Annotated in this window: 10 protein-coding genes; 9 read left to right on the forward strand and 1 reads right to left on the reverse strand. The window is 68.1% G+C overall.

Annotated elements, in window-relative coordinates:
- Positions 1-26: 26 nt before the first annotated feature.
- The 9 genes from ABFO07_RS20440 (at position 27) to ABFO07_RS20480 (ending at position 10,839) form a co-directional block, all read left to right on the forward strand.
- Positions 27-890 carry an IclR family transcriptional regulator gene (locus ABFO07_RS20440; RefSeq protein ID WP_059892004.1) on the forward strand — a complete coding sequence of 288 codons (864 nt, stop codon included), beginning with the start codon at positions 27-29 and terminating at the stop codon, positions 888-890.
- On the forward strand, positions 890-1,687 hold the full coding sequence (locus ABFO07_RS20445; RefSeq protein ID WP_059884136.1) for an SDR family oxidoreductase: 798 nt from the start codon (positions 890-892) through the stop codon (positions 1,685-1,687). Before ABFO07_RS20440 ends, ABFO07_RS20445 begins: the two co-directional genes overlap by 1 nt.
- A complete protein-coding gene (locus ABFO07_RS20450) occupies positions 1,680-3,347 on the forward strand; it encodes a thiamine pyrophosphate-binding protein (RefSeq protein WP_347469486.1) in 1,668 nt (555 codons plus the stop codon). Before ABFO07_RS20445 ends, ABFO07_RS20450 begins: the two co-directional genes overlap by 8 nt.
- Entirely contained in the window at positions 3,340-4,167 is an 828-nt protein-coding gene (locus ABFO07_RS20455) for an aspartate dehydrogenase (RefSeq protein ID WP_347469487.1), read from the forward strand. The genes ABFO07_RS20450 and ABFO07_RS20455 overlap by 8 nt, the downstream gene beginning before the upstream one ends.
- A gap of 82 nt (positions 4,168-4,249) precedes the next feature.
- Complete coding sequence (locus ABFO07_RS20460; RefSeq protein WP_124596868.1) at positions 4,250-5,740, forward strand: aldehyde dehydrogenase; 1,491 nt, start codon at positions 4,250-4,252, stop codon at positions 5,738-5,740.
- Between the two features lie 18 nt (positions 5,741-5,758).
- Complete coding sequence (locus ABFO07_RS20465; protein WP_059562889.1) at positions 5,759-6,721, forward strand: VOC family protein; 963 nt, start codon at positions 5,759-5,761, stop codon at positions 6,719-6,721.
- Positions 6,718-7,959 carry an NAD(P)/FAD-dependent oxidoreductase gene (locus ABFO07_RS20470; protein ID WP_059884140.1) on the forward strand — a complete coding sequence of 414 codons (1,242 nt, stop codon included), beginning with the start codon at positions 6,718-6,720 and terminating at the stop codon, positions 7,957-7,959. Before ABFO07_RS20465 ends, ABFO07_RS20470 begins: the two co-directional genes overlap by 4 nt.
- A 30-nt stretch (positions 7,960-7,989) precedes the next feature.
- Entirely contained in the window at positions 7,990-9,390 is a 1,401-nt protein-coding gene (locus ABFO07_RS20475; RefSeq protein WP_059986751.1) for an MFS transporter, read from the forward strand.
- A 312-nt stretch (positions 9,391-9,702) separates the two neighbouring features.
- Positions 9,703-10,839 carry a sensor histidine kinase gene (locus ABFO07_RS20480; protein WP_322229653.1) on the forward strand — a complete coding sequence of 379 codons (1,137 nt, stop codon included), beginning with the start codon at positions 9,703-9,705 and terminating at the stop codon, positions 10,837-10,839.
- 189 nt (positions 10,840-11,028) lie between these two features.
- On the opposite strand, the gene ABFO07_RS20485 is transcribed toward ABFO07_RS20480, so the two are convergent.
- Positions 11,029-11,862, reverse strand: a complete 834-nt coding sequence (locus ABFO07_RS20485; protein ID WP_322229655.1) for an oxidoreductase — start codon at positions 11,860-11,862, stop codon at positions 11,029-11,031.
- Positions 11,863-11,872: the final 10 nt, after the last annotated feature.

The raw sequence follows: 11,872 nt of genomic DNA on the forward strand, positions 1-11,872 counted from the left end.
CTTGGGGCGGCCCGGCGGGAGGCAGCATGAGCGAACCGCTGATCAACGAAACCGACGGCGCGAAGGGCGAAGAGAAAGGCGAAGCGACCTACGTGGTGCCGGGCCTCGAACGAGGCTTGCGCATTCTCGCGGAGTTCTCGCCGCGCGAGCCGGTACTCGGTGCGCCGGAGCTGTCGAAGCGGCTCGGCATCCCGCGCACGACGGTGTTCCGCCTGCTGCAGACGCTCGAATCGCTCGGCTTCCTCGAGCGCGCCGACAAGGATCGCAACTACAAGCTCGGCATCGCGGTGCTGCGGCTCGGCTTCGAATACCTGAGCTCGCTGGAGCTGACCGATCTCGGCCTGCCGGTGATCGAAAGCCTGCGCGACGCCACCGGCTTCACGACGCACATCGTGATCCGCGACGGCCGCGACGTGGTGTTCGTCGCGAAGGCGCAGAGCCAGGCGCCGGTGTTCAGCTCGATCCGGGTGAACGTCGGCACGCGGCTGCCGGCGCACGCCACCACGCACGGGCACGTGCTGATGGGCGACCTGTCGCTGGGCGAGCTGCGTGCGCTGTATCCGGAAGGCACGCTGCAGCGGATGACGCAGGCGACGCCGGACACGGTCGACGCGCTGTACGGCGTGATCCGCGAGGACGCGCTGCGCGGCTACGGCGTCAGCAACTCGTCGTTCGAGCGCGGCATTTCCGTGGTCACCGCGCCGGTGCGCAACGAGACGCAGAAGATCGTCGCGTGCATCACGGTGACGGTGCCGCGCCCGGAGATCGACGCGACGCTGATCGCCGACGGCCTGATCGACAAGGTGCAGCGCGCGGCGGCCGAGCTGTCGCGGCGGCTCAACTACCGCTCGGACGACGAGCATTCGTTTTTGAAGGCATTGGGGCTCTGATGATCCAGATCGATTTGACCGGGCAAGTGGCGGTGGTGACGGGCGGTTCGTCCGGCATCGGCCTCGCGACGGCCGAGCGGTTCCTGCAGGCGGGCGCGTCGGTCGCGATATGCGGCCGCGACGGCGAGCGCCTTGCGCGCGCCGAGGCGATGCTCGGCGCGCAATACCCGGGCGCGCAGCTGCTCGCCGCGCGCTGCAACGTGCTCGACGAGGGCGACGTCGCGAGCTTCGCGCAAGCCGTGTCCGCGCGCTTCGGCCGCGCGGACATGCTGATCAACAACGCCGGGCAGGGGCGCGTGTCGACGTTCGCCGACACGAGCGACGACGCATGGCGCGACGAACTCGAGCTGAAGTACTTCAGCATCATCCGGCCGACCCGCGCGTTCCTGCCGATGCTGCGCGATGCGGCCGCGCCGAGCATCACCTGCGTGAACTCGCTGCTCGCGCTGCAGCCGGAGCCGCACATGGTCGCGACGTCGTCGGCGCGCGCGGGGGTGCTGAGCCTCGTGAAGTCGCTCGCGACCGAGCTTGCGCCGCAGCGCATCCGCGTCAACTCGATCCTGATCGGCATCGTCGAATCGGGCCAGTGGCGCCGCCGCTACGAAGCGCAGGCGCAGCCCGGCCAGAGCTGGGAAGACTGGACGGGCGAACTCGCCCGCAACAAGAACATTCCGTTGAACCGCTTCGGCCGGCCTGACGAGGCCGCCTGGGCGCTCTTTTATCTCGCAACGCATCTGTCGTCCTACACGACGGGCAGCCATATCGACGTTTCTGGAGGCTTTGCACGCCATGTCTAACAAAACCACGGTTGGCGAGCTGATTGCCGCCTTTCTCGAGCAGTGCGGCGTGAAGACCGCCTTCGGGGTCATCTCGATCCACAACATGCCGATCCTCGACGCGATCAACTCGCGCGGCAACATCCGCTACGTCGGCGCGCGCGGCGAAGCGGGCGCGCTCAACATGGCCGACGGCCTGGCCCGCGTGTCGGGCGGCCTCGGCGTGGCGTTCACGAGCACCGGCACGGCGGCGGGCAACGCGGCCGGCGCGATGGTCGAGGCGCTGACCGCCGGCACCGCGCTGCTGCACATCACTGGCCAGATCGAGACGCCGTACCTCGACCAGGATCTCGCGTACATCCACGAGGCGCCGGACCAGCTGACGATGCTCGACGCGATCTCGAAGGCCGCGTTCCGCGTGCGCACGGTCGAGACGGTGCTGCCGACGATCCGCGAGGCCGTGCGCGTCGCGCAGACCGCGCCGACGGGCCCCGTGTCGGTCGAGATTCCGATCGACATCCAGGCGGCCGAGATCGAATGGCCGGAAGACCTCGCGCCTGCGCACGTTGCAGTCCGCGAACACGACAGCGCACGCATCGCGAAGCTCGCCGACGCGCTCGCGAGCAAGCGCCGCCCGCTGCTGTGGCTCGGCGGCGGCGCGCGCCACGCGCGGGCGGAAGTCGAGCGCCTCGTGAAGCTCGGCTTCGGCGTCGTGACGAGCGTGCAGGGCCGCGGCGTGCTGCCCGAGGATCACCCGGCGACGCTCGGCGCGTTCAACGTGCATGCGGCGGTGGAAGCGTTCTACAAGACCTGCGACGCGCTCGTCGTCGTCGGTTCGCGCCTGCGCGGCAACGAGACGCTGAAGTACAAGCTCGCGCTGCCGCAGCCGCTGTTCCGCGTCGATGCCGATGCGCTCGCCGACAACCGCGGCTATCGCAACGACCTGTTCATCCACGGCGACTCGAAGCGCGTGCTGGCCGAGCTGGCCGATCGCCTCGAAGGCCGCTTGAGCGTCGATCCGCAATTCGCGGCGGATCTGGCGGCGGCGCGCGAGCAGGCGGTTGCCGACGTTGCAAAGGGCCTTGGGCCCTACAAGCAGCTCGTCGACACGCTGCAGGCCGCGGTCGGCCGCGACTACAACTGGGTGCGCGACGTGACGATCTCGAACAGCACGTGGGGCAACCGCCTGCTGCAGATCTTCGAGCCGCGCGCGGGCGTGCATGCGCTCGGCGGCGGCATCGGCCAGGGGATGCAGATGGGCATCGGTGCGGCGCTCGCGGGCGCGGCGGCGAAGACGGTCTGCCTGGTCGGCGACGGCGGCCTGATGGTCAACGTCGGCGAACTCGTGACCGCCGTGCAGGAAAACGCGAACGTGATGATCGTGCTGATGAACGACCAGTGCTACGGCGTGATCCGCAACATCCAGGACGCGCACTACGGCGGCCGCCGCTGCTTCGTCCAGCTTCACCAGCCCGATTTCGCGCAGTTCTGCGCGAGCTTCGGCCTCACGCACTACCGGATCACGTCGCTCGACCAGGCCGAAGGCATCGTGCGCGAAGGGCTGGCCAAAGCGGGCCCGGTGCTCGTCGAAGTGGACATGCTGTCGGTCGGCTCGTTCGCATCGCAGTTCGCCGGCCCGCCGGTGAAGAAGGAAGCGCCGTCGGAGCGCCAGTATGCGTAACGATCACGCACACGGGCATGCGCCCGTCGACGTCGCGATGATCGGCTTCGGCGCGATCGGCGCGGCCGTGTATCGCGCGGTCGAGCACGACGCGTCGCTGCGGGTCGCGCACGTGATCGTGCCCGAGCATCAGCGCGCGGCGGTGCAGGGCGCGCTCGGCGGCGCGGTCGACGTGGTGTCGTCGGTCGGCGCGCTCGCGCATCGCCCCGAGTTCGCGCTCGAATGCGCGGGCCACAGCGCGCTCGTCGATCACGTCGTGCCGCTGCTGAAGGCCGGCACGGATTGCGCGGTGGCGTCGATCGGCGCGCTGTCCGATCTCGCGCTGCTCGATGCGCTGTCGCAGGCCGCCGACGAGGGCGACGCGACGCTCACGCTGCTGTCCGGCGCGATCGGCGGCATCGACGCGCTCGCCGCCGCGAAGCAGGGCGGCCTCGACGAGGTGCTGTACGTCGGCCGCAAGCCGCCGCTCGGCTGGCTCGGCACGCCGGCAGAAGAACTGTGCGACCTGCGCGCGATGACCGAGGAGCGCGTGATTTTCGAAGGCACCGCGCGCGACGCGGCGCGGCTGTACCCGAAGAACGCGAACGTCGCGGCGACCGTCGCGCTCGCGGGCCTCGGGCTCGACCAGACGCGCGTGCGGCTGATCGCCGATCCGGCGGTCACGCGCAACGTGCACCGGATCACCGCGCGCGGCGCGTTCGGCGAGATGTCGCTCGAGATGAGCGGCAAGCCGCTGCCCGACAACCCGAAGACGTCCGCGCTGACGGCGTTCAGCGCGATCCGCGCGCTGCGCAACCGCGCGGCCCGCTGCGTGATCTGAGCGGGCGGCCCGAGCGACCGAAAGATCGATCCGCGCCGCTGCAAGGGCGGGGGCGCAGAGACAGACTTGTGGGATTTGTGAAATGACTCCATTCGATACGAGCCTCGTACCCAACGGCGACATCCTGGTCGGCGGCGCGTGGCGGCGCGGCCGTGGCGCGCCTTACGCGAGCCTCTACCCGGCCGACCAGTCGCTGAACATGGAAGTGTCGACCGCGAACGCGGAAGACGCGGCCGAAGCCGTCGAGGCCGCCGACGCCGCGTGGCGCCGCGCCGACTGGGCCGGGCTCAAGCCGCACCAGCGCGCGCAGGTGCTGTACCGCATCGCGGATCTGATCATGCAGCGCCACGAGGCGCTGGCGAACCTGCAGCGCCGCGACAACGGCAAGCCGATCGGCGAGACCCGCGTGCTGGTGGCGAGCGCGGCGAACACGTTCCGCTATTTCGCGGCCTGCCTCGAAACGCTCGACGAGGAGCTGACGCCGTCGCGCGGCGACTACCTGACGATGAGCGTGTACGAGCCGATCGGCGTGATCGCGGCGATCACGCCGTGGAACTCGCCGATCGCGTCCGACGCGCAGAAGCTCGCGCCGGCGCTCGCCGGCGGCAACGCGGTGGTGCTGAAGCCGGCCGAAGTCACGCCGCTCGTGTCGCTCGCGCTCGCGCGCATCTGCGAGGAAGCCGGCGTGCCGAAGGGCGTGCTGAGCGTGCTGCCGGGCAAGGGCTCGGTGATCGGCGACGTGCTGGTGCGCCATCCGCTCGTGAAGAAGGTGTCGTTCACGGGCGGCACCGAAGTCGGGCGCGGCATCGCGCGCATCGCGGCGGAGAAGCTGATGCCCGTATCGCTCGAACTCGGCGGCAAGTCGCCGACGATCGTGTTCGACGACGCGGATCTCGATCACGCGGTCAACGGCGTGCTGTACGGCATCTTCAGCTCGTCGGGCGAGGCCTGCATCGCGGGTTCGCGCCTGTTCGTGCAGCGTTCGGTGTACGACGAATTCATGCAGCGCCTGGTGGCCGGCGCGCGCAAGCTGCGCGTGGGCGACCCGACGCGCGCCGATACGCAGATGGGGCCGCTCATCACGGCGAAGCATCGCGAGTCGGTGGAGCGCTACGTGGCGCTCGGCCTCGAGGAAGGCGGGCGCCTGCTGTGCGGCGGCGAGCGGCCGTCGGGCGACGGGCGCGAGGGCGGCTTCTACTATCAGCCGACGATCCTCGAAGGCCTGCCGAACAGCGCGCGCATCTGCCAGGAAGAAATCTTCGGGCCGGTGCTCGTCGCGATGCCGTTCGACGACGAGGCATCGCTGATCGAGCAGGCGAACGACAGCGTGTTCGGCCTCGCCGCCGGCATCTGGACGCGCGACTACAAGCGCGCGTGGCGCACCGCGCGCGCGCTCGAAACGGGCACCGTGTGGATCAACACGTACAAGCTGTTCTCGATCTCCACGCCGTTCTCGGGCTGGAAGGAGAGCGGGATGGGCCGCGAGAAGGGGCGTCTCGGCATCCGCGAGTACATGCAGCAGAAGAGCCTCTACTGGGGCTTGAACGACGCGCCGCTGCCGTGGGCGAACTGAGCGAAGGGGAATGACGCAATGAGCATTTTGGGTATCGAGCAGATCACGTACGGCGTCGACGACCTGGCGACCTGCCGGCGCTTCTTCGCCGACTGGGGGCTCAAGGAAGTCGCGCACGACGACACGCGCGCGCGTTTCGAGACGATGAACGGCTGCACCGTGCTGCTCGTCAAGGCCGACGATCCGGCGCTGCCGCCCGCGTTCGAGGCCGGCCCGACGCTGCGCGAAGTGACGTGGGGCGTCGCGACGCCCGCGGAACTCGACGCGCTGCGCGGCAAGCTCGCCGGCCAGCCCGGCTACTACGCGCACGACGATGCGGTCGGCTGCATCGATCCGAACGGGATGGCGATCCGCATCGAGGTGACGCGCAAGCGCGCGCTCGACGTGAAGGGCTCGCTGTCGAACGTGTGGGGCGAGACGCTGCGCGTCGATACGCCGAGCACGATCTATGCGCGCGCGGAGCCGGTCGAGGTCGGCCACGTCGTGTTCTTCACGAACGCGCTCGACGCGCAGGAGACGTTCTATCACGCGCTGCTCGGCTTCGAGACGTCGGACCGTTACCCGGGCCGCGGCGCGTTCATGCGCTGCGCGCCGCACGGCGGCCATCACGACCTGTTCCTGCTGGCGCTGCCGAATGGCAAGCGTGGGCTGAACCACGTCGCATTCACCGTGCGCGACATTCACGAGGTGTTCGGCGGCGGCATGCACATCGACCGCTGCGGCTGGGAAACCCAGCTCGGGCCGGGCCGGCATCCGGTGTCGTCCGCGTATTTCTGGTATTTCCAGAACCCGGCCGGCGGCCTGATCGAGTACTACGCGGATGAAGACGTGCTGACGCCCGACTGGCAGCCGCGCGAATTCGAGCCGGGCCCGACCGTGTTCGCCGAATGGGCGGTCGACGGCGGCCTCGACGGCAACACGCGGCGCCAGAAGCACGCGAAGGCGCCGGAAGGCAAGTTCATGACGGAGCGCAAATCATGACCGACGCAACCAACGAAGCGGGCGCGGTGCAGACCGTCGTCGTGATCGGCGGCGGCCAGGCCGCCGGCTGGGTGCTCAAGACGCTGCGCGCGGAAGGCTTCGCGGGCCGCCTCGTGATGATCGCCGACGAGCCGCACCTGCCGTACGAGCGCCCGCCGCTGTCGAAGGCGGTGCTCGCCGGCGACGCGCACATCGAGACGGTGCGCGTCGTGCATCCGGAGGAGTTCGATTCGCTGAACGTCGAGGCGTGGCAGCCGGAACGCGCGGCGTCGATCGACCGTGCACGCCGCGTCGTGCGCACCGAGAGCGGCCGCGAGGTCGAATACGACCGCCTGGTGATCGCCACCGGCGGCACGTCGCGCCGCTTGCCGGCATCGCTGGTGAGGACTTCCAACCTGCATTACCTGCGCACGCTCGACGAAGCGGCCGCGCTCGGCGAGAAGCTGCGTGCGAGCCGGCGCGTGCTCGTGATCGGCGGCGGCTGGATCGGCCTCGAAGTCGCGGCGACCGCGCGCAAGCTCGGCGTCGAGGCCATCGTGGTCGAAGGCGCGCCGCGCCTGTGCGGGCGCTCGGTGCCGCAGCTCGTGTCGGATTTCCTGCTCGACCTGCATTGCTCGAATGGCGTCGACGTGCGCCTCGGCGCATCGCTCGTGTCGCTGGATGGGCAGCCCGACGACGCGTCGAAGGTGCGCGCGACGCTCGCCGACGGCACGACGATCGACGCCGATTTCGCGGTGGCCGGCATCGGCCTCGCGCTGAACGCGTCGCTCGCGAGCGATGCGGGCCTCGCGGTGGACGACGGCATCGTCGTCGACGAGTTCGGCATGACGAGCGACCCGGCCGTGTTCGCGTGCGGCGACGTCGCGAATCATCACAACGGCTGGCTCAAGCGCCGCGTGCGGCTCGAATCGTGGGCGAACGCGCAGAACCAGGCGATCGCGGCCGCGAAGGCGGTGCTCGGCGTGCGCGCGCCGTACGCGGAAATTCCGTGGTTCTGGTCCGATCAGTACGACGTGAACCTGCAGATCCTCGGCGATCTGCCGGCCGATGCGCAGCTCGTCGTGCGCGGCGAACTCGCCGCGCGGCGCGCAACGCTGTTTTTCGTGGGCGACGGGCATGTGAGAGGTGTCATCGCCGTCAACAACGCGCGCGAGCTGAAGCTCGCGCGCAAGTGGATGAACCAGGGCCGGGCAGTGGATACGGAAGCCCTGGCAGACACGAGCAAGGCACTGGCCTGACCGGGCGACGAGACAAAGGAGACACCCCGCATGAGCACTTTCGACAACGTCGTGGCCGGTCGGGCCACGATGGACGCCGCTGCCGCGACGCCCGGCGCGATCATCGCGCGGCTCGAACGGCTGCCCGCCAACGCGATGCAGATCCGCGCGCGCGTGCTGATCGGCACCGCGACCTTCTTCGACGGCTTCGACGTGATCACGATCGCGGCGACGCTGCCGCTGCTGATCCACAAGTGGGGGCTGTCGCCGACGCAGATCGGCATGCTGATCGCGTCCGGCGCGATCGGCCAGCTGATCGGCGCGTTCCTGTTTCCCGCGCTCGCGGAGAAGCACGGCCGCGTGAAGGCGATCGCGTGGAGTTCGGCCGTGATCGGCGTCACCAGCATCGCGTGCGGGTTCGCGCCGACCTTCGAGGTGTTCGTGCTGCTGCGCATCCTGCAGGGGCTCGGCCTCGGCGGCGAGCTGCCGGTGGCGGCGACCTACATCAACGAGATCACGCGCGCGCACGGCCGCGGCCGCTTCGTGCTGCTGTACGAGATCGTGTTCCCGATCGGCCTGCTCGCGTCGATGGCGCTCGGCGCGTGGCTCGTGCCGCGCCTCGGCTGGGAGGTGATGTACTTCATCGGCGGGATGCCGCTGCTGCTCGCGCTCGTGCTGACGCGCATCGTGCCGGAATCGCCGCGCTGGCTCGCGTCGCGCGGGCGGCTGCCGGAAGCGGGGCAGGCGCTGGGTGTGTTCGAGGCGTCGGTGAAGGGCACGCTGCCGCCGGTCACGCAGGCCGCTGAATTCGACGAGATCGTGCGGCAGCACCCGAAGCGCCGGATGGTGGATTTGTTCAGCGCCGCGTATCGGAAGCGCACGCTTGCAGTGGCGACCCTGTGGGCGACCTGCGGCTTCATCCAGTACGGGCTGTCGACGTGGCTGCCGACGATCTACAAGAACTTCTATCACGCGCCGCTGCAGCTCGCGCTGAACCTTGCGGTGATCGGCTCGGTGATGGGTGTGCTCGGGTCGCTCGTGTCCGCGCTGCTGGTCGACAAGCTCGGCCGCAAGCCGGTGATCGTGTGGTCGTTCGTGCTGTGCGCGGTGTCGCTGGCGTTGGCGGGGGTTTATCACGCGGCGTCGGTGTACGTCGTCGCGACGTTCTGCTCGCTGTCGCTCGGGCTGATGGCGTCGGGGTTCATCACCGCTTATGTTTATACGCCGGAGCAGTATCCGACCAGCATCCGCGCGTCGGGCTGCGGCCTCGGCAGCGCGTGGCTGAAGATCGCGTCGTTCGTTGCGCCGATGGTGGTGCCGCACGCGATCATCGGCGGGGATTTGAGCCCCGCGTTCTACCTGCTCGGCGCGGTGCCGCTGATCGCAGCCGTCACCGTGCATTTCGTCGGGATCGAGACGAAGGGGAAGGTGCTGGAGGCGCTGGAGGCGTAGGTGTCGGTGGTGCGGGATGCCTGAACGCGATGCGGCCCGGACGATGTCCGGGCCGTTTTTCTTGGGTTGATCGAGGATCGCCGGGAAGCGCGGGGCCGACTGCGGTGTTCGGCCAATTTGAGACGGTCGGCTATGTCGCGCGAACGGCTGTTTCCGGTTGACCGCCCCAAGATCCCGGTCTCCTGCGTCTTGACCTGACGATGGTATTCGCCCTCGGTCGGGTTCGTTCCGATCGGCGTTCGCCCCAAATACGCGTAACATGGGTCGGTTGATCGCACTTTGTGACCCTGTTTACGCTTTGGAGATGCCTGCATGCTCCTTGCTGACTTTATCGTGCGAGACATGGAGCCGATCCTGGTGCAATGGGAGGCGTTCGCCGCCACCCTGCTGCCGGCGGCAGCAAACATGCAATCGCTGGCATTGCGCGACCACGCGCAGCAGATTCTTCTCGCGGTGGTAAAGGACCTGCGGACTTCGCAGACCAGGGAAGCCCAACGCGAAAAATCCCTGGGGCGCGGCTCCAGTCAGATCGACGCGACCGAAACCGCCGCGCAAACGCATGCGCTGTTGAGAGCAAGGGCCGGTTTCGATATCAACCAGCTCGCCGCCGAATATCGTGCCTTGCGCGCAAGCGTGCTGCGCTTGTGGATGGACGACTGCGCACCCTCGGCGCCTGAACTGGACGACGTCATTCGTTTTAACGAAGCGATCGATCAGGCAATTGCCGAATCGGTCGGCTTTTTCAGTGCGCAGGTCGAGCAGAGCCGTAACCTCCTGCTTGGCATGCTGGGGCACGACATGCGCGGCCCTCTTCAGGCGATCGTGGCGACCGCTTCGTATCTGGCGGCCCTGAATGACGGGGAACAGGTATCGCGAGCCGCGGCCCGCATGATACGGAGCGGAGCGCGGATGCAGGCGTTGCTCGATGACCTGACCGATTTCAACCGGACCAACCTGGGATTGGGCATCAAGGTCATCCCTACGAGCATCAATCTGGCGGATGTGCTTGCTGATGAGGTGGACGAGCTGCGTGCAATTCATCCTGACAGGCAGATCGAGTTACACGTTGGCGGTGATTCACAGGGGGTCTGGGACGGCCGGCGCGTGCAGCAAATGATCGGAAACATGGTTCTCAACGCCATCAAGTATGGTGCGCAAGATACGCCTGTGCGAGTGACGGTAACAGGCGACGTAACGCATGTCCGGATCGACGTCAGCAATCGCGGACCTGCCATCGACAGCACCCTGCTGGCAGACATCTTCAATCCGCTGACGCGAGGGGCAGACCATCAGGGCAAACACGAGCGGGCGGCGAGTCTCGGGCTGGGGCTGTATATTGCCAGCGAAATCGCCAAGTCCCACCACGGCGTCATCGAAGCGCGGTCCGACGGCACGGAGACCACCTTTTCAGTAACGCTCCCTCGTGCGAATGGAACCAAGGAACCATAACAGCGCTGACATTTCGTCGCAGTGAGAAGCAATACCCGACGGCGTTCGTCGCGGGTACACGCTGGACGGTGCGCTGCCAGTGGATCTGGCAGGTCAAAATGGCGCCATCGTATCGTGGCCATGCATCGTGCCTTCGAGGCGCGACAAAGCGGCATGCCGTTCTTGCCAGCGTCACCGTCCCGCCGGCCTTCAACCATCCGTCGAAACCGTTACCGCCTCCCACGCCCGGATTTCCCCCTCCAGCGCCGACAACTTGTCCCGCACGAGCCTGAGCGCGTCACTCCCCAACAAGAGATGAGCCGGCGGCCGTTCCGCTGCGATCGCCGCGAGCATCGCCCGCGCGGCTTTCACGGGATCGCCCAATTGCTTGCCGCTTTTCTCCTCGCGCGCTTTCCGGATCGGGGCGAAGAGCGCGTCGTAATCCGCGATCGAGCGGGGCGTGCGCGCCATCGACCGGCCGGCCCAATCGGTGCGAAACGAACCCGGCGCGACGGCGGTCACGGCGATACCGAAAGGCCCGAGCTCTTTCCCGAGCGCTTCGGAAATTCCTTCCAGCGCAAACTTGCTCCCACAGTAATACGCGATCCCCGGCATCGTGATGTGGCCGCCCATCGACGTGATGTTCAGGATGTGCCCGCGCCGACGTTTGCGCATGAAGGGCAGCGTAGCCTTGATCATCGCGACCGCGCCAAACACGTTCACGTCGAACTGCCGACGCATTTCCGACAGCGGCGCTTCCTCCATCACGCCTTCATGGCCGTAGCCGGCATTGTTGACCAGCACGTCGATAGGCCCGACGCTCGCCTCGATATCTGATACGACGCCGTCGATCGCGTCGAAGTCGGTCACGTCGAGCACCCGCCCAACCGCGCCATACGCGTGCAGCGCTTCGAATTCACGCCTTGCCTGTTCGCTTCTCACCGTGCCGACTACCGTGTAACCCACCGCCAGCGCCTCTTGCGCGAGCGCACGCCCGAAGCCGCTGCTGACGCCGGTGATGAGCAGGATCTTGCTGGATGCCATCGGAGCCTCT

The organism is Burkholderia stagnalis, assembly GCF_039848545.1.
Taxonomy (GTDB): Bacteria; Pseudomonadota; Gammaproteobacteria; order Burkholderiales; family Burkholderiaceae; genus Burkholderia; species Burkholderia stagnalis.

Bases quoted from the DNA above. Each gene is read 5' to 3' on its own strand.
- ABFO07_RS20445 (WP_059884136.1), top strand. From the start codon at position 890: ATGATCCAGATCGATTTGACCGGGCAAGTGGCGGTGGTGACGGGCGGT.
- ABFO07_RS20460 (WP_124596868.1), top strand. From the start codon at position 4,250: ATGACTCCATTCGATACGAGCCTCGTACCCAACGGCGACATCCTGGTC.
- ABFO07_RS20440 (WP_059892004.1), top strand. From the start codon at position 27: ATGAGCGAACCGCTGATCAACGAAACCGACGGCGCGAAGGGCGAAGAG.
- ABFO07_RS20475 (WP_059986751.1), top strand. From the start codon at position 7,990: ATGAGCACTTTCGACAACGTCGTGGCCGGTCGGGCCACGATGGACGCC.
- ABFO07_RS20465 (WP_059562889.1), top strand. From the start codon at position 5,759: ATGAGCATTTTGGGTATCGAGCAGATCACGTACGGCGTCGACGACCTG.
- ABFO07_RS20485 (WP_322229655.1), bottom strand. From the start codon at position 11,862: ATGGCATCCAGCAAGATCCTGCTCATCACCGGCGTCAGCAGCGGCTTC.
- ABFO07_RS20480 (WP_322229653.1), top strand. From the start codon at position 9,703: ATGCTCCTTGCTGACTTTATCGTGCGAGACATGGAGCCGATCCTGGTG.
- ABFO07_RS20450 (WP_347469486.1), top strand. From the start codon at position 1,680: ATGTCTAACAAAACCACGGTTGGCGAGCTGATTGCCGCCTTTCTCGAG.
- ABFO07_RS20455 (WP_347469487.1), top strand. From the start codon at position 3,340: ATGCGTAACGATCACGCACACGGGCATGCGCCCGTCGACGTCGCGATG.
- ABFO07_RS20470 (WP_059884140.1), top strand. From the start codon at position 6,718: ATGACCGACGCAACCAACGAAGCGGGCGCGGTGCAGACCGTCGTCGTG.